General features: G+C 59.9%; 17 protein-coding genes and 1 pseudogene. 13 read left to right on the top strand and 5 right to left on the bottom strand.

Translation table 11 applies throughout. The features are described from left to right. Positions 1-79: 79 nt before the first annotated feature. The 3 genes from minE to minC form a co-directional block, all read right to left on the bottom strand. Positions 80-430 carry a cell division topological specificity factor MinE gene (minE, locus tag NW851_RS06015; RefSeq protein WP_414335782.1) on the bottom strand — a complete coding sequence of 117 codons (351 nt, stop codon included), beginning with the start codon at positions 428-430 and terminating at the stop codon, positions 80-82. 80 nt (positions 431-510) lie between these two features. Further along, positions 511-1,317: a septum site-determining protein MinD gene (minD, locus tag NW851_RS06010; protein ID WP_414337293.1), complete on the bottom strand. Its 807-nt coding sequence runs from the start codon at positions 1,315-1,317 to the stop codon at positions 511-513. Then, a complete protein-coding gene (gene minC / locus NW851_RS06005) occupies positions 1,314-2,054 on the bottom strand; it encodes a septum site-determining protein MinC (RefSeq protein ID WP_414335788.1) in 741 nt (246 codons plus the stop codon). Before minC ends, minD begins: the two co-directional genes overlap by 4 nt. A gap of 551 nt (positions 2,055-2,605) precedes the next feature. On the opposite strand from minC, the gene NW851_RS06000 reads away from it, so the two are divergent. The 7 genes and pseudogenes from NW851_RS06000 to NW851_RS05970 all read left to right on the top strand — a co-directional run bounded on the left by NW851_RS06000 (position 2,606) and on the right by NW851_RS05970 (position 11,084). Continuing rightward, positions 2,606-3,067, top strand: a complete 462-nt coding sequence (locus tag NW851_RS06000; protein ID WP_414335779.1) for a hypothetical protein — start codon at positions 2,606-2,608, stop codon at positions 3,065-3,067. A gap of 60 nt (positions 3,068-3,127) precedes the next feature. After that, a complete protein-coding gene (locus NW851_RS05995) occupies positions 3,128-3,943 on the top strand; it encodes a DUF2993 domain-containing protein (protein ID WP_414337292.1) in 816 nt (271 codons plus the stop codon). A 309-nt stretch (positions 3,944-4,252) separates the two neighbouring features. After that, positions 4,253-4,885 (top strand): annotated as a pseudogene (locus NW851_RS05990) (RNA-guided endonuclease TnpB family protein); the annotation flags it as partial. A 68-nt stretch (positions 4,886-4,953) separates the two neighbouring features. Further along, complete coding sequence (ftsY, locus tag NW851_RS05985) at positions 4,954-6,411, top strand: signal recognition particle-docking protein FtsY (RefSeq protein ID WP_414332316.1); 1,458 nt, start codon at positions 4,954-4,956, stop codon at positions 6,409-6,411. Between the two features lie 27 nt (positions 6,412-6,438). Further along, a complete protein-coding gene (locus NW851_RS05980) occupies positions 6,439-8,139 on the top strand; it encodes a DUF2254 family protein (RefSeq protein ID WP_414332318.1) in 1,701 nt (566 codons plus the stop codon). Positions 8,140-8,221: 82 nt separating this feature from the next. Then, positions 8,222-9,961, top strand: coding sequence for an ArnT family glycosyltransferase (locus NW851_RS05975; RefSeq protein ID WP_414337291.1), 1,740 nt, complete (start codon positions 8,222-8,224; stop codon positions 9,959-9,961). A 61-nt stretch (positions 9,962-10,022) separates the two neighbouring features. Then, the gene (locus tag NW851_RS05970) at positions 10,023-11,084 is read left to right on the top strand and encodes an ABC transporter permease (protein ID WP_414332322.1); all 1,062 of its coding nucleotides are present in this window, start codon (positions 10,023-10,025) and stop codon (positions 11,082-11,084) included. Positions 11,085-11,179: 95 nt separating this feature from the next. Here the strand turns inward: NW851_RS05970 and NW851_RS05965 are convergent, their stop codons facing one another. Together NW851_RS05965 and NW851_RS05960 are read right to left on the bottom strand one after the other, a co-directional pair. Continuing rightward, positions 11,180-12,223 (bottom strand): hypothetical protein, encoded by a 1,044-nt coding sequence (locus tag NW851_RS05965; RefSeq protein ID WP_414332324.1) that lies wholly within the window; start codon positions 12,221-12,223, stop codon positions 11,180-11,182. Between the two features lie 49 nt (positions 12,224-12,272). Continuing rightward, positions 12,273-12,890: a chromophore lyase CpcT/CpeT gene (locus NW851_RS05960; protein ID WP_414332326.1), complete on the bottom strand. Its 618-nt coding sequence runs from the start codon at positions 12,888-12,890 to the stop codon at positions 12,273-12,275. Between the two features lie 724 nt (positions 12,891-13,614). On the opposite strand from NW851_RS05960, the gene NW851_RS05955 reads away from it, so the two are divergent. The 6 genes from NW851_RS05955 (at position 13,615) to murJ (ending at position 19,347) form a co-directional block, all read left to right on the top strand. Further along, positions 13,615-14,133: a phycocyanin subunit beta gene (locus tag NW851_RS05955; RefSeq protein ID WP_011434282.1), complete on the top strand. Its 519-nt coding sequence runs from the start codon at positions 13,615-13,617 to the stop codon at positions 14,131-14,133. Positions 14,134-14,308: 175 nt separating this feature from the next. Next, the gene (locus tag NW851_RS05950; RefSeq protein ID WP_011434281.1) at positions 14,309-14,791 is read left to right on the top strand and encodes a phycocyanin subunit alpha; all 483 of its coding nucleotides are present in this window, start codon (positions 14,309-14,311) and stop codon (positions 14,789-14,791) included. Between the two features lie 284 nt (positions 14,792-15,075). Beyond that, on the top strand, positions 15,076-15,933 hold the full coding sequence (locus NW851_RS05945) for a phycobilisome rod-core linker polypeptide (protein WP_414332329.1): 858 nt from the start codon (positions 15,076-15,078) through the stop codon (positions 15,931-15,933). A 33-nt stretch (positions 15,934-15,966) separates the two neighbouring features. Then, positions 15,967-16,794, top strand: a complete 828-nt coding sequence (locus NW851_RS05940; RefSeq protein ID WP_414332331.1) for a HEAT repeat domain-containing protein — start codon at positions 15,967-15,969, stop codon at positions 16,792-16,794. A 393-nt stretch (positions 16,795-17,187) separates the two neighbouring features. Continuing rightward, the gene (locus NW851_RS05935; protein ID WP_414337290.1) at positions 17,188-17,586 is read left to right on the top strand and encodes a DUF4278 domain-containing protein; all 399 of its coding nucleotides are present in this window, start codon (positions 17,188-17,190) and stop codon (positions 17,584-17,586) included. Positions 17,587-17,712: 126 nt separating this feature from the next. Beyond that, on the top strand, positions 17,713-19,347 hold the full coding sequence (gene murJ, locus NW851_RS05930) for a murein biosynthesis integral membrane protein MurJ (protein ID WP_414332334.1): 1,635 nt from the start codon (positions 17,713-17,715) through the stop codon (positions 19,345-19,347). The last annotated feature ends 10 nt before the right edge of the window (positions 19,348-19,357 follow it).

Below are 19,357 nucleotides of genomic sequence, written 5' to 3'. Positions count from 1 at the left end.
GACGAACAGGCAAACTCTGGCCGAATGTAACACTTTTATGTAACACCTTGAAGTTACTGCTCCTTGAGTCTAGGGTAGCTCAGGCCGAAGGTGAACTCAAATGGCCGCCCTCGGAGGGGGCAGCTCCCTGTTGCAGGCTGTCCTCTTGGCAGGGGCCGGCCTCCGCCAGGGGCTTGACACGACGAATGGGCAGGTTGGCGATCAGGGCCGTCGTCCCCCCTTCTGCCGCCAAGTGAAATTGCAGCCCCTCCGCATCCAGCTCCACATAGCGGGACACCACCCCCAAAATCTCCAGCCGCATCGCTTCCAAGGCTGCCGGGGTGAGGTCGGTGCGGTCGTGGGCCAAGATCAGTTTCAGGCGTTGCTTGGCCTGCTCGCGGCTGCTGCCGGAGTGGCGGGAGAAAAGCTGATCTAAGAAATCGAGAAGCATGGGCCTTAGCGGTAGCTGGAGTCAGTCGTTAAGGCGAATGGGGATGGGCAAACCCAATCCAAATCAGGCAGAAGAGCCATTCAAAGCACCTTTTGGTTTAAAAACCGCTTGGCTTTTTCCCAGAAAGACTCACCCAAGCTGGCCAACTTGGGGAATTCCACCGTCTCCCCTTCCAGCCGTCGGGCAATGCGCTGGATGGCCTGAGCAGCCAGAGTTGGGTTGGCCGAGAGGACTAGGGGCTCCCCTTTGTTGGTGGAGACGATCACCTCCCGGTCTTCTGGAATGATACCCACCAAGGGGATGGCCAGCACCTCCACCACGTCTTCCACCGACATCATCTGGCCAGCTACCACCATATCGGGGCGCAGGCGGTTGACGATAAGCTGGGTCGGTGCAATTTGTGCAGCTTCCAACAAGCCCACTACGCGATCTGCATCCCGCACTGCCGCCACCTCCGGGGTGGTGACGATGAGTGCCTCGCCGGCCCCCGCGATGGCATTGCGAAACCCCTGTTCGATCCCTGCCGGGCAGTCGATCAGCACATAGTCGTGGCTGCCGGCCAGCTTCTCGATCAACTGGCGCATCTGATCTGGGTTGGCCGCCGTTTTGTTGCGGGTTTGGGCTGCTGGCAACAGCGAGAGATTGGGGGTGCGTTTGTCTTTCACCAACGCTTGTTCAAGGCGACATTCCCCCGCAATCACCTCTAGAGCCGTGTACACCACCCGATTCTCCAGCCCCAGCAACAAGTCCAGGTTGCGCAGGCCAAAGTCGGCATCCACCACCACCACCGAGCGACCCAAGCGCGCCAAGGCAGTGCCCAGGTTGGCCGTTAGGGTGGTTTTGCCCACCCCGCCTTTGCCAGAGGTTACGACAATGACTCGGCTCATACCCCCCTCCGCAGAAAATCCTGAAGGCTGGCAATGCAGATGGCATCCTCCTGCAAGTAAACCACCTCTGGCGTGTCGGGGGGGGATCCACCCTCGGGTGGACGGGCCACCTGATCGGCAATGCGCAACTGAGTCGGCTCCAACTGCAAAGCCAAGATCACAGCACTCCTATCTCCCTCGGCGCCGGCATGCACCAGCCCTCGCAGACGTCCCCAAACCCAAATGTCTCCGCCCGCAATGATCTCGCCGCCAGGGTTGAGATCCCCCAGCAAGAAGACCGAGCCGCGGTGGCGCACGGACATTCCCGAGCGCACTGTGGATCGCAGGTAGAGGGGGGTGGTATCCGGGGGGACAGGGGGAATCGCCTCTAAGGGGGAAGATTGTTCCACAGAATAGCCCAGCGTCGCCGCCGCAATCGCCGTCGAGCGGGATCCGGTTTGGACGCGCCACAGTTGCAGTCCATGCTGGGACAACAGGGCAGCAAGGATTTGTAAGGCAGGCATGTCCAGCTCTCGCCCTTGGCACCACAGGGTCAGGGGGGCCACTCCTGCCCAGTGGGGTTTGCGGCTGCGCAACTGCCACACCAAGTTCTCCCAAACTTCTTCCCAGGTCAGGGTGCTGGGCAGGTGCAGATGGATCCCTTGGGCATCCGAGCGAAAGTACACACTGCCCGTAGCCCAGGAGTCTGGAGATGGGGTAAGCGGGGAGATTTCAGGGTTCCATGTAGGGGATCCCATCATAACGGCGCCTGAACATTTGCCCGAATATAGAGCCTCATCCTATTCCATTCTTCCCCAGGGGTATGGTGCAATTTTTGGCCAAATCGCTCAACATGGCCTAGTCAGCTCCGGCAGCTCCACTTGGCCTGCGCAATCTCTCCCCCAAACCCAGCGCACCGAAATCGAGATCTTGCCTGTGCTGCCGGTTTTACACTATAGCCCAGCGCCAATAGACATGAGGGATCCCCGCCATCGATCTGGCCAACTCACTCCAGCGCTAGTGTACCAACCCTTTTGGGTCTTGCGCAGGGGTGTTCAATGGGTTGCATCTGGACAACCATGAGCTCAAGAGCAGAACACAGGGTCAGTTTGAAGAGAGCGCCGAGCTGTGCCCAGCGGATCCCATATCCAAGTTTGGTTTATAATCTTTTTAGATTTCGGCTTAGCTTGGATTTGAAGAGGTCAACTTTAGCCTGGCTGAGCTGTACGGCTCTTCTGCAGCGCCCCACTGGGTCTAGATCCTTTCCCGTCCTGTTTGGTTTGTTTTTCTATCAACTTGGGAGATTCTTATGGCCGTTCCCAATGGTCATTCCAGCACGCTTCCAGAGCAAGAAGCCTCTTCTGTGGGAAAGGACTCCGTCTCGCCAACGCAGATGGGTAGCCCTCTGAACCTGGCTCCTCTGCCTGCTGAGGGGGCCTCTGCTCAGATGCCGGTACTGCTGACGGAGAGATCCGGCCCGCCCGTCTTCCCCAGCCCTGTCAAGTTCAGCAAGATCGAGATCGACCACCGTCCGGTGGGGGCTTCGACCCTGAAGGTGGTGGATTACTATGCCGACGGACGTCCGGTTGCCGCCGCAACTCTTAAGGTTGTGGATACCTGGGGCGAGGGGCGCCCAACGGTTGCCTCGGGGGCCAAATTCATCCATGATCCCGCCCTCAATCGTCCGGTGATGGCCGATGGCCTGAAAATTGCCAAAACCTTCCTGGGCAACCGCCCCATCGAGGCCAGTCCCCTCAAGGTGCTGCGCTAGCCGGGATCCCCAAGATGGCCCCTTTGCTAACCTGGGCTGGGGCGCATCAGGGTGGTGAGTATGGAGCTCCTGGCGATTCTCGTGGGGCTGTTGGCAGGCTTGGGAGGAGGAGCAGGCTATCTGGCAGATCAGACGGCACGGCAGCTTTTGCTGGATCAGTTGGATCGGGCCGAGGTTTTGGAGGTGCGCATCCAAAGCCGACCCAACTACCGTCTGCTGAAGGGCCAAGCGGATCGCCTGCTGATTGCCGGTCGCGGGCTGTGTCGGGCCCCTTTCCCCCGCCTTGAGCTTCTCGAGTTGGAAACCGATCCGGTGGCGATCGATCCCTCTTTTTTTCAGGGGGCTCCCCTGCGCCTGGCGCGACCTCTGCAAGCTGCGGTGCGGGTGGTGGTGCGAGAAGAGGACTTGAATGCTGCCCTCAACCTGCCAGAGGTGCTCCGCCAGTTTCAGGATATTCAAGCAGATCTGCCCTTTGGCGGAGCTGGCAGGGAAGCTCGCCGTTTTGACCTGCGTCAGCCCCGCGTCGAGTTTTTGGATCCCAACCGTATTCAGCTTTCTGCCCTCTTGGTGGAGCGGGACGGCGGCACCAAGCAGTCGGTCGAAGTGGTGTTCAACGCCGGGATCCGGGTGGAAGAAGGGCGCAGCCTCAAGCTGGAGAATCCGGAGTTTGTCATCGGTTCTGTACGGGTTCCCGATGAGATCTCAGCAGCCTTCTTGGGCGGGCTCAATAGGGTGTTTGACCTGCAAGAGCTGGAAGAGATCGGGATCCTGCTGCGGGTGCTCAGCCTAGAGATAGAACCTGACCAATTGCAGGTGATTGGGTTTGTGCGGGTGGAGACGCTGGAGAAGATCATGATCCCTGACGCGGACGGCTAGAGATCCCGGTTGAGCATGGATGCAATCTTCAGCTAGAAACCGCAGGAGCCCCGCCCTGTACCCCCCTCTGTCCACCCGTATACGGGGGGAAGGCGGGCCGGTCAGGGTCGGGAGGAATGCGGACGACGGATAATCGTGACATGACCCAAATCATGACTATCTCCTGCAAGCTCAAGGTGTCTGCTTCGCAAGCCGTGAAGCTAGAGGCAACCTTGTCGGCTTTTGCACAAGCACTCCTCGCGCCAGCGGGCCGTAGGCCTTACTGGGTCAACCAAAACACGCCAGAGAAGGTGGTCAACCCAGTCAAGCTTCAATGGACAGCAGTTGAACCGGGTCAGAGATCACTACTCCCGGTTGAGGGCGGCTATGCAACGCAAGGCCAGCAAGGGCACACGCAGCACTCGGCGCAGGTGTCGGCAACTGCTGCAACGGTTGTCTGGCCGGGAGAGACGCTTTCAAACCTGGGTCAATCACTGCATCTCCAAGTCCATTGTTTCCAGGGCACTGGCCACCCACCGTTTTATTGCCTTGGAAGACCTGACCGGGATCCGGGAGCGCGTCAACCAACAGCGGCGCAGCAAGAGAGAGCGGCGGCGGGCGAACATTGAGGCCTACGGCCCGCTAGCGCGAGGGGCGTTCTACCCGTTGCGGCAGTTTGTGCACTACAAGGCAGCAAGAGCAGGGGTGAAGGTGGTGGTGGTGCCGCCTGCCTACAGCTCGCAGACCTGCCACCGGTGTTTGTGGATTGGGCAGCGGGAAGGGAAGCGTTTTCGTTGTGTGAACCCGGCCTGTGGTTGGGAAGGGGATGCGGATTTGAACGGTGCCAACGTGATTGCGCTTTTGGGGGTCGCTGTAAACCGGCCTAGAGGCCCGTGGTTGGCTTGCCAACTGCAGGGCTACCAGAAGCCCGCTCCGTATCGCTTAGCGGTCGGAGTCGGGTAGTTTACGGCTGCGCTCTAGGGTCTGCTCTGTCAAACTGGAAAAAAACAGTCTGGCTGGAGATTGGGATTATGGCCTTCGATTGGTTTCGCCGCCGCTATACCGACTCCCCTGGTGAAGCAAAGCCTTCGCCACCAGACCCCACGTCGGCCACGGAGCCAGCGGAGATCTCCCCCGAAGACTATTTGGCCTTCGCCAAAGCCGCCTATGCCAACCTGAAGGCCCGTGCCGCTGGCCAGGAGGCCCCAGCCAAGGACTCCGTCCCGCTTGAGCAAACAGATGGGCAAATAGAAGGGATCCCTGCAGAAGCTCTCCAGCCACAGCCACCGGCCTCGCCTCCGGAGCCTATTCCAACAAAAGAACCGGTATCTCCAGAATCACCCTCTGTGCAGCCGGCGGCAGCTCCCTCGTTTTTCGATCTGGCTCCCCGTGCTGCCGAGCGTCTGCAAGCCCTGCAAGCCAGCGCTGTGGAAGAGCCGGAGCCGATGACCCCAGCCGTCGCTCCCTCTCCCGAGACCGGGCCGGAAGAGCTGGTCTTCGATGAAGGCTTCCGCTGGTCAGCCGAGATCTTGGCGGCCCAAGGGCGCAAACCGGAAGAGATCTCCGTAGAAGAGATCTCTTGGCTGCAAAAGCTGCGGCGAGGCTTGGGCAAAACCCGCCTCAACCTAATCAACCAATTGAAGGCCCTGGTAGGCCGTGGCCCCCTCGACCAGAAAGCTGTAGAAGAAATTGAGGCCCTGTTGCTGCAGGCCGATGTGGGGATCGATGCCACCGAGCGGATCATCCAAGCCCTACAAAAGCGCATGCGCGAGGAGGTGGTGCCGCCGGAGGAGGCGGTCAAATACCTCAAGCAGCAGATGCGCCAGATGTTGACGGTAGGGGATCCCACCTTTGCGCCGCAACGGGGCACGCTCAACATTTGGCTGATTGTCGGGGTGAATGGAGCGGGCAAAACCACCACCATCGGCAAAATTGCCCATGTGGCCCGCGAGTCTGGGTACCGCTGCTTGATCGCCGCTGCCGACACCTTCCGGGCTGCCGCGGTGGAGCAGCTCAAGGTTTGGGCAGAACGAGCGGGGGTAGAGGTGATCGCCAATCCTTCTCCCAATGCTGACCCGGCGGCGGTGGTCTTTGACGCCATCACAGCCGCCCAGGCCAGGGGCACCGAGCTGCTCTTGGTGGATACGGCGGGCCGTCTGCAAAACAAGAAAAACCTGATGGAGGAGCTGGCCAAGATCCGCCGCATCATCGACAAAAAAGCTCCTGAAGCCAAGGTGGAAAGCCTGCTGGTGCTGGATGCCACCCAAGGGCAAAACGGCTTGCGCCAAGCGGCGGTGTTTTCCGAAGTGGCCAAGCTGAGCGGCGTGATCCTGACCAAGCTGGATAGCACCGCCAAGGGGGGCATTGCCCTGGCCATTACACAACAGATGCACTTGCCCATCCGCTTCATCGGCGCCGGCGAGGGGCTGGAAGATCTGCGGCCTTTTTCCAGCTATGAGTTTGTGGAAGCTCTCCTGAGCGAGTATTGAGGCGCCCCCTTTCTGGGAAAAGCCACCGTGAAAGAGATACACACAGCTCCCAACTGTGTTGGGCGTCGCCCTCGCCTTCTGCCCTGGAGCGCTGCGGGGGTGGGAGCAGGTTTGCTTTGGGCCTGGGGTGGGCACCGCTGGATCCAGAGCGGGTTGAACCTGGCCTGGACGGGATCCACCCAGGATGCAGAGGCTTTGCAAGAATTTGTAGCCACCTTGACCCAGGTGTTGTCGGGGGTGTTGGGCGTTACCCTCTCGGTGGTGGCCATTGTGGTGCAGTTGAGCGCGGATCGCTTCACCCCGAAGGTCACCGAGCTGTTTTTGCGCGAGCAGGTCAACTTCTATCTCTTCTTTTTCCTGATCCTGGCCAATGTGGTCAGTTTGTGGAGCTCGATAGCCCTGAGCTTTTACGATCCCGCCAGCGGACATCCGGGGCTGCTCATCGGGCTGAACCTGCTGCTGGGCACAGCTTCGTTTTTGGTGCTGATCCCCTACTTTCGCTTTGTGTTTAACTTCTTGCAACCGACCTCGATCATCCGTCGCATTGAGCAGCAGGTGCGGCAGGCCGTCCTGGGATCCCTTGTCTCCAGAAGATTGGGATCTGATTTCGGGTTCGAGGAGAGTCGTTTCTCTCGCTGGCGTCGGCGTGGTGTGGCAACAGAGCAGCACTCTCCAACAGGCCAATGTTCGCCAGCTCATCAGCGCTGCCTTGCTGCCCTCGATGAGATCAAAAGCATCGCCACCAGCGCTCTCCGCCAACAGGAGGGAAGCATTTTCTTGGAAGCGTTGGATAGTCTAAAGTCTCTATGGATCTTCTATGCCGAGCACAAAGCACAACTGCACCCCACCTGGTTTCTCTTGACCGCGGCTCTGCAGCGGGATCCGGACTTTGCTTCGGTGGATAAGGGCCTATTGAGCCAGATCGAGGCAGAGAGATCCTGGCTGGAGCTGAAGATCTTGCGGCAGTATCAGGCCTTGTTTGTCGAGGGGCTAAACGGCATGCAGCAGGCGAGCACCCTGGTGGCCATTCACAGCCGGGAGCTGGGGATCCGCGCCCTGGAAACCCAACGACTCACGGTAGCGGGGTGGGTGATCAAGTTTTTCAACACCTACCTGCGGGCTGTCATCAACGCGCGCGACATCCGCGGTGGCTACAACCTGCTCAAGCAATACCGCCTGCTGGCCGAGGCAGCCCTACACCACCGTCAGTCGGCCCTGGTCTTGCAGATTGTTGACTACTTTCGCTACTACAGCTTGACTGCCTACAAGGCCGGCCTCTTTTTCCTTTCGGAAACCTTTGGCTTCGATCTGGGAAGGCTGGCCCAGTTGAGCTGTGCTCTGCAGTCGGAAACAACCGAAGCCATTGTGCAAGCCTTGTTACGCCTAGACCAAGACCCCGAAAGCGAGCAACAGGAGAATACCTTGCGCGGGATCCGCAAAACCCAGGTGCGGCTGGCGGCTTACTTTCTCAGCCGTGGGCGGGAGGATTTGGCCAAGTTGATCTACAGGGATATGCAGCACGAGCCCTCGGCGCGCCTGCAGAGCATCCGCCAAGAGCTGCTCTCTACGGCTGCGGAGTTTTGGGAGTTCACCGACCGGGGGGAGAACTTCTACTACCTCGAACCGGCCCTGCAACCCTATGCCGAGCAGTTTTTCGGCTGGTTTCAGGGCTTGACCTCTCTGGCAGATAAGCTGGAGAGCGCCTCTAGATCCCTGGAGCTTCCGTAAAAAAAGCCAGATCTCTTTACCGCAGGGTTTAGTTTAGTTTGGTCAGAGCCGCCCCTTGGTGTCGTTCCAGAAGGCTTGTCTCATGCGTCCTTTCGGCCAACCTAACCGTCTGGGCAGTTCTCCCAGCCGAGGATCCCTGCCGGCAACCAGCTCTTTTGTCCAGTTTCGCCGCGACCCGCACCTGTTGCCCTTTTGGGGCCTGAGCCTGTTGATCATGGGCCTGGCGGTGCCCCTGTTTGTGCTTTCGGGGGCGGATCCCAGTTTGGCTGGCTGCGACGAGAGCTTTTATGCCCAGATGGCCCGCGAGCTGCTGTGGGGGAGCAACTGGCTGGGGCCGACTTTTTTGGGGGAGCCTTTTTTCGAGAAACCGCCTCTGCTCACCTGGAGCGTGGCCCTCAGCTTTGCCCTCTACGGCATCAACGAATGGGCGGCTCGGCTGCCCGGGATCCTGGCCGCTTTGCTCTCCATTCCTCTGGTGGGCTGGATTGGGCGGGCTTTTTTGCCGACACGGGCGGCCCTGCTGGGCATGGCGGTTTTGCCCCTCTGCTACCTCTGGGTACAGCAGGGGCGGCTGGTGGGGCAAGATGTGCCCCTGACCTGCCTGGAGCTCTTGGGGATCCTGGGGCTGGTGAACGGCAGCCGCGGCCACCCAGTTTGGTTTTGGCTGGTGGGGGTGGCCTTTGGGCTGGGCCTTTTGATGAAGAGCGCCATGATCCTGCTGCCGGCAGCGGCTTTGATCCCTTACTGGGTGCAGCAGCGGCGCCACTGGCTGGGATCCGCCCCCTTTTGGCTGGGGATGTTGCTGGGCCTGGGGATCTTTGGCCTCTGGCTGGTGCCGGCCATGGGGGTATACGGTTCCGAGGTGCTGGCCACCTTGGTGGGAAAGGTGTGGGATCTGGGGCAAGAACCCTTCCATGCCGATGCCACCGGCTGGTACTACTTTTGGCACATCCCGGCCCACGGCTTTCCTTGGACGGTTTTGGGGGTGGTGGGAGGAATTCTCTTGGTGCGGCAAAAGCCGGCATCCACTTTGTTGATCTGGTCTTTTCCCCTGCTGCTTTTGGTTCTATTGCAGCTTTATCCCACCAAAACCCCCTACTACACGGTGCAGCTCTATCCCTGGCTAGCTCTGCTGGCGGGGGTGGTCCTCGATCAAGCTCTGCCGTTTCCGCTCCGCACCGCCTCGACTGGGACAGCGGGACGAGGTTCTCGGCGAGACAGACCCCACCTGGCCCAGGTGCTCTCCTGGGGGTTGGCGGCGGTAGGGCTGCTGCTTTTGGGTTTGGGGGTAGCCGTCCGCCTGGGCGTAGACGGTCTGCAGCTCCTACAACCCCATGCCTGGCCTCTGGTGGTGATGGGGCTTTTGTACCTCTTGCTGCCAGGGATCTGGAGCTGGCGGCGGGTGCTGCACCATGCCGGGGAGCTCTGGCTGGGCACACTCCTAGCTGCCGGGATTCTCGCCATGGTCAGCATCCTCCTGCGGCCTGACTTCGGCAATTTCAGCCCTGCTTTTGCCCAGATGGACTGGAAACAGATGCTGGGATCTGCAGACACTGGTTTTCCCGTGGTGGATATTGGCCGCAGCGGCTTGCCGGATGTCTGTCAGGCGCAGGCCATCGCCTTTTATACGCCCAATCCGGGAAGATGGGTGGATGATCAGGCTCTGCAACAAGGGGAGCATGGAGACTACCTTTGGGTATCCCCTGTGCAGGCAGAACAGGTTGACATCGAAGACTTGGGACTGCAGCCTTTGGCCGAGGTGGAGGGCTGGCAACTGGTGCACCGCTCCCTCTCAGATGCGGCCAGCGGGGAGCCTTCCTGAGGCGTTTACGATCAAAACTCTAAACATTGCTCCTTGAGAACTTGGGAGGAGGTGACGGCGCATGGTGGAAGCCGAGGCATCGGGCCGGTCGTGGTTGTCTCCGCAGCGCACCTGGGCAATCCAGGGATTGGCTTGGCTGGCAGCGCTGCTGTTTGTGGCAGGGGTGATCCTGTTGGCGGGGGCTTCACCTCTCCAGGTGGCAGCCAGCATGTGGCAGGGGGCCTTTGGCAGCGAAGCTCAGTTTGGCCGGGTTTTGGCGACGCTGGCTCCTCTTGTCCTCTGCTGCTGTGGACTGGTGTTCACCTTTGTTGCCGGTCTCTACAACTTGGGCATCGAAGGGCAGATGGTGGTCGGGGCCATTGCGGCCACCTTTCTGGTGCGCCTGGAACCGCCACTGGCCATTACCTGGGCACTTTTGGCCGGGATCCTGGGCGGGGCGGGCTGGGGCCTGTTGGCCGGGATCCTGAATGTGTGGGGACGGGTCAACGAGATCTTCGCCGGTCTGGGGCTGAACTTTGTTGCCCAAGGCTGGGTCTTGTACCTGATCTTCGGCCCTTGGAAAAGGCCAGGGGTGGCTTCCATGAGCGGAACAGAATTGTTGGATCCCCGTTTCTGGTTGCCCACCTGGGGGCGGTCAGAGGCCAGTCCGGTGGCGTTGCTGCTGGCCCTGTTGGCTTTGGTCCTGACGCTGCTGGTGGTGCACAACACCCGTTTTGGCCTGCAGTTGCGGGCGGTGGGGAAAAACCCCGTAGCTGCCTTCCGGCTGGGGATCCCGGCTACCCAAAGGTTGCTCATGGCCTTTGCCTGCTGTGGAGGACTGGCAGGGCTGGCGGGCGCCTTGCAGGTGTTGGCTCTGTTCCATCGTCTCATCCCCAACATTTCCAGCAACTTGGGCTTTCTGGCCTTGCTGGTGGTGATGCTGGCCGGCTTTAACCCGCTGCTGATTTTGCCGATTGCCTTTTTCTTCAGCAGCCTCAACATCGGCAGCTTGCAACTGCCTCTCTCTTTGCAACTGGAGTCTTCGCTGGCCGGCATCATTCAGGGATCCCTGGTGTTGTTTGTCTTGTTGACCCAGGGGATCAGCCGCCGCTATTTCCTGACCAAAGGGAAGCAGAACCCTTAATTGCCCTTTCAGTACCGCTCGAAATGTGGCCGGTACCGGGGAAAGCTAGCTGGATCTGGCCAGCCGTGCAACAGTCTGCAACAAGCTCTTTTTTTTCAACGCACGCGAAAGCCGACCCGACCCCGTTCAACATCAAAGGCAACATCAGTGTTGAAAAACAGCGGCATGCCCAACAGTTGCACCCCCTGGTTGCCGCTCACAAAAATTCGATCTCGACTGGGCGTAATCGGAAAGCCAACTCGAATACGGTAGTCGAAAGCCCCCTCCAACACTGCTCGCCATTCCGCCCCAGGGGGGAGAGTCGAGGTGGAGAAGGGAGCTGCTCCCAACAGCCTGACGTTGAGGAAAATGTCGGAAGAGCCGCTGTCGAACTGGGTGGGGCTGAGGGCATTTTGGATGGAAGTATTGCTGATGCTGTAGGCCACTTGCAAAGCCTCATCCCGCCAGATGGGGGTGCCATCGGGAAAGCTCCCCACTTGGGGAAACTGCCGGAAATTAAAGCCGGCGGTGTTGTTGTCCGTCAGGCCAACCGTGAAAAGGCCCTGGGTGGAGTTGAAGCCGCCCGTTTGGATCATGTACCCGGAGCGAAAATTGCCCGGCAGACGGGTGAGCGGACTGAACAGCTCCGGATCGGGGCTGCGCTCATCGAGGGACGTGCCCAGGATCCCGGCAAAAGGCCGCCCCACCCCAAACAGGTTGTCTGAGCAATTGGCTACCAGCGCGTCCACACAGGCGATGCGGTCGATCAACTGAATCGTTACCGGCTCTCGACTGGGGATCCCGCCGATGCTGAAGGGGGCACGGGCCAATACGCCGACAAACTGGGTGCCATCGGCAAAGGTGACGGTAGAAGGGATCTCCGTCCGTTCTAGGCCGAAGCGACCTGCCGCCGCCGATACAATGCGCAGACCTGCCGAGCCGGTGTCCAAGAGCAACTCCGCGCCGGCCCCGGCCACCCCCACGTTCAAGCCGAGCAACTTAAAGCGGCTGTTGCCCAGTGTGCGCACCGGCATGGGAATCGACTCAGTTCCCGCTTGCGGCGGGAGAGGGATCAACACCGGGGCGACAGATTCCCCCTGGCCAGCACATCCAACACCGAGCAGCAGCAAAGCCAGCATCACCATCAGAGCCGGCAACATCCCCCCCGACCGTGGCTCATCCTTTGGGCTCGACCTCACTTGCATTGGATCATCCGCACAGCAACAGCTCCGCTTGCCAATCGACCACCTTTTGGAAGCGAAAAGCGCCCGCCAATGCCCCCCAAACCTGCCGGTGGGTGATGGGATCCATGCCTCGGTCATGGCTGCAAAACTCGCTCTCGCTCAGGTGCAAGGTGGTCTGCAAATAAGTAGTCTGGCCGTTGCGCACCACGCAACACCGGCACCCCGGCTCCGTCACGCCCACAAAGCCAGATCCCTCCCGTCGCACCTGCACATCGCACCCAGGCAAATAAGCCAGATCGGCGGCGCTCAGTTGGCGCAGTTGGTCTGCCCTCTCCCGGGCACAGCCTCGCCACCGCTGCGGCTCCAGCGGACGGTAGTTGCGAATCCGGATCCCGGCGCCCACCTGAGTCAATTCCACCACCGCCTGCCGATAGGGATCCTCCAAATGGCCGCTGTAAGCTTGCTCCACATAAAAGCCAATCCCACCCAACACTTGAGCCGGCAAGGGGCGATAGGCCACCCGAATGGAAGCAAAAAAGGGCGGATTCTCCCAGGCTTGCTCTTGGTTGCTGAAGTCTCCTGCCAGCCAGCGCGCCATCTGTAGCAGTTCCGGGGAAGCGGTGCGATCAAACCCGACAGGCATAGGCAATCATCCAAAAGTTCTGTAAAGGCGTATACCGAAAATTGCCGGCATCGAGAAAAGCCTTCTCAGATTTTGCCCCAACCCCAGGCCCATCCAAGGATCTCAGCAAATGTTAAATTATGTCTCTTTTCTGAGAGTGTTCGCCCCGACACCGAAAATGGCTCCCTGCCAAGCGGCAAAGCCGCGATCGAGGCTGACACCTTTCTTTATATTGTAAAGCTAAGCAAAGTACCATGTTCTTTTGTAAAAAACTCCCGCTAAAAAGATGGAGAGCGTTGGCCGGGATCGCAGATGGGAAGCAGCTTGGAAAGCAATTCAACTCTTTTTGCGCGAGGTGAAGGCAATTTACATTTTTTGATGCAACCGCTTCCTGCCTTCGCGGTAGAAAAAGACTGGAAACAAGGGGAGCCGACTTTTCCCCCTCTGCCCAGTTGCGGTTGGCGGCAGCGGCTGAGGGTTCTGATCCAAGTCCAATTCTTTGGATTGCAACCTGGAGTAGCTTTACCCTCGGCAGCAGCTTACCTTTGCTGGAGGATAGGGGCTTTGCTGGCTCATCTTGGTTCTCTTGGCTTTGACCCCGTCGGTGGGTCTGTAGGCCAAGCAGCGCCCTTCGGCACTGAGGATCCAAGCAGTGTCGCCTTTCCGACTGGCGTGTGTCCTCCGGTCGGCGGTAGGGAATGTGGGTTCATAACCTCTTTTATTTTCGCTAGGGAGATTGAAAACCATGAACGATGTATTTGGCAAAGTGGTTGCCCAAGCTGACTCCAAAGGTGCTTTCCTGGGGGAGAACGAGTTTGCGGCTCTCCAGCAGGTGATTGCTGAGGGCAACAAGCGTTTGGATGCTGTGAACCGCCTCACCAGCAACGCTTCTAAGATCGTGACCGATGCCATCCGTCAATTGTTTGCCGAGGAGCCCAATTTGAACGCTCCCGGTGGCCCTGCCTACCCCAGCCGTAACGTGGCTGCCTGCATGCGGGATATGGACATCATCCTCCGCTACATCACCTACGCCGTGGCAGCCGGAGATGCCAGCGTGCTGAACGAGCGCTGCTTGAACGGCCTGCGGGAGACCTATCAAGCCTTGGGCACCCCCGGTAGCTCGGTGGCCAACGGCATCCAAAAGATGAAAAAAGCCGCGGTGGCGGTGGTGAACGACCCCAACGGGATCACCCGGGGCGATTGCAGCGCTCTGATTGCCGAAATCGAATCCTACTTCGATCGCGCCGCTGCGGCTGTCGTTTGATCCCTTTTGGGCCAGAGCTTCTGCTGTAGACGGATCCAGTTGTGAAGACCACTCTGGAATCCAAAGCAGCTTAGGTTGACAGGGGATCCCTGGAAAAGCAGCTTTTTTGCAGTTGCGACTTTGAATCTTTTGCTTTGTTTTTGCATTGAGCTTAAGTAAAGGAGCGTTTTGAATCATGCAAACCCCAATTGTTGACGCCATTGCTACTGCCGATAGCCAAGGGCGCTACCTGAGCAACAGCGAATTGCAAGCCATCAATGGCCGTTTTCAGCGAGCTGCCGCCAGCATGGAAGCCGCCCGCGTCCTGAGCAGCCGTGCCGACGAGCTGGTGCGCGGTGCCACCGAAGCGGTTTACGCTAAGTTCCCCTACACCACCCAGCCGGGCGGGCAGTGCCACACCCAGGCCGGCAAAGACAAGTGCGCCCGCGATGTGCGCCACTACCTGCGCTACATCACCTACTGCTTGGTAGCCGGTGGCACCGGCCCTCTGGACGAGTATCAGTTGGCCGGGATCCGCGAGATCAACGCCGCTTTTGAACTCTCCCCCAGTTGGTTTATCGAAGCCCTGCGCTACATCAAAGCCAACCACGGCCTGACCGGGCAAGCGGCCACCGAAGCCAACACCTACATCGACTACGCCATCAACGCGCTCAGCTAGGCCCTTGGCTTGGGATCCCCCTTGACGCTGGCCAGAAGATAGCTGGCCGGTCGTGCAGGCGCCGGGGGACGAGGTTGTTGAGGGCAACGGTGGTCAGCCTGTTACGGAGTGGAGAGTTCCTTTTGACCGGGTGGGTTTAAGGGGCAGTCTCTCCAGCGAACGAGAGGGCACCGCTGTTGCTCTCATTCAGCTTAGGGCTTTGGCTTTTGTTGATCTCCAAACACAAGCTTTTTGTCAAGTCAATTTGCAATCTGTATTCATCCAGCTCAATCGGGGGAACTAGCATGAGTGCAATCACAGCGGCAAGCCAGATGGGCATCCGGGGTATTACGGAGACCACCCCATTGGAGTTGCGTCCCAATGCCAGCCAGGAGCAGCTCAATGCGGTGCTGCGCGCCATCTATCGTCAGGTGCTGGGCAACGATCATTTGTTTGGGGCGGACAGGAAGGAGCTGGCCAGTGCGGAATCCTTGCTGCGCCAGGGCAGCCTGACGGTGCGCGAGTTTGTGCGACTGATCGCCAAGTCCGAAGCCTATAAGAAGCGGTTTTTCTACCCCAACTCGCAAACCCGTGCCATCGAACTGAATTTCAAGCATCTGCTGGGTCGCGCTCCCACCAGTCCTAAAGATATCGCCCGCCACCTGGACATCTATCAATCGGGCGGCCACAGCGCCGAGATCGACTCCTACATCGACAGCCCGGAATACCTGGAAGCTTTTGGCGACAACATCGTCCCCTATCCGCGCGGGTTTGAATACCGCAAGGCCCATACCACCCGCGACTTCACCAACCTTTTTGCCCTCTACGGAGGCTACGCCAACAACGACCGCTCCCAGGGGCCCAGACCCCGCTTGATGATGCCTCTGGCCACCGGCTTTACCCCGGCCATTCGCCGCATCGGGGTGCGGGGCCTGCTGCCGCCCAGCCCCATTTCCAAGCACCTGGGGCCGCCAACGGGCCAGTCGGATCGCATGTTCTGTGTGGAAGTGACCCGACTGTTGAATCCGCCTTCAGCTCTGGCCACCTCCAGCCGGGTGCGCAAATCCAACCAGCAGATCTTCGTCTCCGCCGATCAACTGTCGGCGACGATGCAGCGGCTGCTCAAATCGGGCGCCAAGATCGTCAGCGTCCGCAGCGCTTGATCCCTTCTGCGTGTTTTCTTCGTTGTTGACTTCATGACCACTGCTGTTCCTTCGGATCCCAATCCGTCGGTGGATCTCACGCCGGCTGGTCAGGTCGCCAAGCTGCGCCACGGGGATCCGGGGGAACGCTACTATGCTGCTTGGTGGCTGGGGCGCATGCGCATCCCCGAAGGGATCCCGGCCCTGATCGAAGCTCTGGCGGATGAAACGGATCGCACAGCTCAAGGGGGATATCCGCTGCGGCGCAATGCTGCTCGCGCCCTGGGCAAACTGGGATCCCTTGCCGGGATCCCAGCACTAAAAGGGGCTTTGTTTTGCTCCGATGGCCAAGTGGTGGCAGCCGCCGCCCAAGCGCTGGTGGAGATCGCTCTGGCCAACAACCTCGATGGGGATCCTGAGGAAGTGGAAAAGCTGGGATCCGCTTTGCTGGAAGGGCTGCGCTTTGTGGAGCAAGGGCTGGAGACGGAAGCGCAAGCCGCCCTAGAGGCGATTATCGAGGCTCTTGGTCACCTGCAAGTGGCCGCTGCCCTGGAGCCAATCCGCCTTTACCTAGAGCACACGTCCATTCGTTTGCAATGCGCGGCAGCGCGGGCCTGCTATCGTCTGACTGGGGATCCGGCTTTTGCCCAGCGTCTGCTCTCGGTATTGGAGCACACCAACATCCACCTGCGGCGGGCTGCTCTCCTGGATTTGGGGGCCAGCGGCTATTTGCCGGCGGCACAGGCCATTGCAGCGGCGGCGGTGGAGTCCAACATCAAGCTGCTCGCCCTCAAGCAGTTGGTGGAGATGAACCTAAAACACCAAGAATCCCCCAGCGCCAAGCTGCAGCAGGTGCTGCGGCTGATCGACGAGCTGCTTTGAGCTGCAGGCTCTTGCAGGCTTTCTGTAGAGGTGTTCCCCAAGCCCTCCTCGCTGCTATGGCGAGTGCTCACAAAGCAACTAGAGCAGACGTTCGGTTGCTGCTGGTGCCGCCTGCCTATTCTTCGCAGACCTGCCGGTAGGTCAGGAAACCCCACCCGCCCATGCGGTGGGGTAGTCCATGTGCTCAGTAACCGCAAGTTGACACCAAAGGGATGATTTTGTCAAAGTGAATACAGAATAAAGTTAAGGCTTACCCTTTCAGCTTGTTTTTGTCTTTTCGGTCGCTTGGGTTGCGTGAAGGAGAGATCCCCTTTGGGCAGCCTTGAGGTGGCGGCTTTTTTAAGCTCTTTAGAGAAAGTAAAGATCGATCAACTGAACCAAGGGAGTTTTCCTATGCAACTGACCTATCGGGGTATTGCCCATGAGTTTGTTTCACCCTCTGCGGCGATTCAGAATCGGCAGGGCGTGCCGGCTCGGCATCGAGGTTTGGAGTGGAGCTGGCCAGCTCAATCCGTAGCCGTGGCGCTGCCTCAGTCTTTTGCCTTCGTGTATCGAGGTGTGGCCCTCCAGTCTGAAACAAGGGTGACGGCGGCGAGCCCTGAGGTGAAAGGGATCCCGGCAGCAGTTGTCTCCCCTCAAGCCTCTTCTCGGAAACACTTTATGAGCTTGGTTGAGGAAACCCATCGGCGGAACCTGCTGCACCGGCTGCAGGAGCGCATCCGTTCTGCCCAAACCCGTGGGGATGAGCATTTGTTGCAGCAACTGGAGCAGGAACGGCAACTGTTGGCTTGAGGGCTGCCCTCTCTTATAAAAGGAGCCTGACGGAACCTGCAAATGCCGCATAATGGGGGACGGTTCCCAGGGATGTGGTGAGGGATCCCGGCAGCCGTTGGTTGTTGAGGCAGGGGTTAGGGCAGCGTGATAGAGGAGTCCGCCACGCAGGAGTCTTCCGCCCTGCCGTCCCGTTCTTTGCTCTCGGTGGCAGGGCTGGTGGCAGGGGCCACGCTGCTCAGCAAGGGCATGGGGTTTGTCCGGCAGGCTCTGATCGCGGCAGTCTACGGGTCAGGGCCGGAGTACAGCGCCTTTAGCATAGCCTACGTCCTGCCCGGCTTTTTGTTGATCTTGCTGGGTGGGATCAACGGCCCTTTCCACAGCGCCATCGTCAGCATTCTCAAAAAACAGCGGGATCCTGGCAGAGAGGATCCGACCGTCTGGCTGGAAGCGATTTCCACCCTAGTGGGCTGTTTGCTCTTGGCGGTGACCTTGGGCCTCTGGTGGGGAGCCGACTGGGTGGTGCGCCTGAATGCGCCAGGGGCCAGCCCCGAAGTCCACGCTTTGGCCGCTGCGCAACTGCGGATCATGGCCCCCCTGGCCTTGCTCTCGGGCTGGATTGGGATCGGCTTTGGGGCGCTGAATGCGGCCGAGCACTACCTCTTGCCCGCCCTCAGCCCCCTGATCTCCAGCTTGGCGGTGATCGGGATCCTGGTCACGTTGGGGTGGACAGGGATCCCGACGTTGCTAGCCTGGGGTGTGCTCATCGGCGCCATTGCCCAGTGGCTGGCGCAGGTGCCTCTGCAGATGCGGCTGGGGCTGGGGCGGCTGCGGCTGTGCTTTGAGTGGGGATCCCCGCAGGTGCGGGCGGTGGGCCTGCTGATGCTGCCGGCGGTGATCTCCTCCGGCATGATCCACATCAATGTCTACGTGGATCTCTTTTTTGCTTCTTTCGTGCCCGGGGATCGCACCATCGGCAACTTGGGCTATGCCCAGCTTTTGGTGCAAACCCCCCTGGGGATTCTCTCCAACATGGTGCTGGTGCCCCTGATGCCCCTCTACGCCCAGTTGGCGGGGGATGGATCCCGTTGGCCGGAGCTGCGCCAGCGCATCCGCCAAGGGCTGATGGTTACGGCCATCCTCACCCTGCCCCTTGCGATGGTGTTGGTGGCCCTGGCCGAACCTATCGTTCAAGTGGCCTACCAGCGCGGTCGCTTTGCGCCGGAGGTGACGCAGGAGGTGGCGGCCCTGCTGATGGCTTATGGGCTGGGGATGACCTGTTACCTGCTGCGGGATGTGTTGGTGCGCATCTTCTACGCCCTGGAGGACGGGGCTACACCTCTGCACATCAGCGGCCTGGCCATCGGCCTGAATGCCCTGCTGGACTTCCTGTTTTTGCCAACCTTTGGAGCACCGGGCATTGCCCTGGCTACGGCAGGCGTTAACCTGATGGCTCTGATTGGCCTGGGGATCCGCCTCCACCGGCGTCTGCCGGGGATCCCTTGGCGGGAGATGGGGCAGGCCCTGCTGCCCTTGCTGGGGATCACCACCTTGGCCGGGGCCCTCAGCCATTGGCTGTGGACGCAACTGCGCTCCCAGCAGATCCTGGGATCCCCTTTGATCACCGCCGCCCTCTGGGCTGGTCTGGCCGCCGGCATCGGTCTCAGCTTGTTTGCGGCGGGGGCCCTGTATTTGCGGATCCCGGAAGTGAACTGGCTGGCAGCCCGGATCCAGACGCGCTTGAGCAAGATTGCTAGCCGGCGATCTCCATCCAGACCCTAGGCAGGCCCGA

It is taken from the genome of Synechococcus sp. H55.7, from assembly GCF_047462395.1.
Classification (GTDB): domain Bacteria; phylum Cyanobacteriota; class Cyanobacteriia; order Thermostichales; family Thermostichaceae; genus Thermostichus.
Note: the sequence above shows the minus strand (reverse complement) of the source record. Positions and strands in the feature narration are given on the sequence as shown.

Coding starts and splice junctions, on each gene's coding strand:
- minE (WP_414335782.1), bottom strand. CDS start 430: ATGCTTCTCGATTTCTTAGATCAGCTTTTCTCCCGCCACTCCGGCAGC.
- minD (WP_414337293.1), bottom strand. CDS start 1,317: ATGAGCCGAGTCATTGTCGTAACCTCTGGCAAAGGCGGGGTGGGCAAA.
- minC (WP_414335788.1), bottom strand. CDS start 2,054: ATGGGATCCCCTACATGGAACCCTGAAATCTCCCCGCTTACCCCATCT.
- NW851_RS06000 (WP_414335779.1), top strand. CDS start 2,606: ATGGCCGTTCCCAATGGTCATTCCAGCACGCTTCCAGAGCAAGAAGCC.
- NW851_RS05995 (WP_414337292.1), top strand. CDS start 3,128: ATGGAGCTCCTGGCGATTCTCGTGGGGCTGTTGGCAGGCTTGGGAGGA.
- ftsY (WP_414332316.1), top strand. CDS start 4,954: ATGGCCTTCGATTGGTTTCGCCGCCGCTATACCGACTCCCCTGGTGAA.
- NW851_RS05975 (WP_414337291.1), top strand. CDS start 8,222: ATGCGTCCTTTCGGCCAACCTAACCGTCTGGGCAGTTCTCCCAGCCGA.
- NW851_RS05970 (WP_414332322.1), top strand. CDS start 10,023: ATGGTGGAAGCCGAGGCATCGGGCCGGTCGTGGTTGTCTCCGCAGCGC.
- NW851_RS05965 (WP_414332324.1), bottom strand. CDS start 12,223: ATGTTGCCGGCTCTGATGGTGATGCTGGCTTTGCTGCTGCTCGGTGTT.
- NW851_RS05960 (WP_414332326.1), bottom strand. CDS start 12,890: ATGCCTGTCGGGTTTGATCGCACCGCTTCCCCGGAACTGCTACAGATG.
- NW851_RS05955 (WP_011434282.1), top strand. CDS start 13,615: ATGAACGATGTATTTGGCAAAGTGGTTGCCCAAGCTGACTCCAAAGGT.
- NW851_RS05950 (WP_011434281.1), top strand. CDS start 14,309: ATGCAAACCCCAATTGTTGACGCCATTGCTACTGCCGATAGCCAAGGG.
- NW851_RS05945 (WP_414332329.1), top strand. CDS start 15,076: ATGAGTGCAATCACAGCGGCAAGCCAGATGGGCATCCGGGGTATTACG.
- NW851_RS05940 (WP_414332331.1), top strand. CDS start 15,967: ATGACCACTGCTGTTCCTTCGGATCCCAATCCGTCGGTGGATCTCACG.
- NW851_RS05935 (WP_414337290.1), top strand. CDS start 17,188: ATGCAACTGACCTATCGGGGTATTGCCCATGAGTTTGTTTCACCCTCT.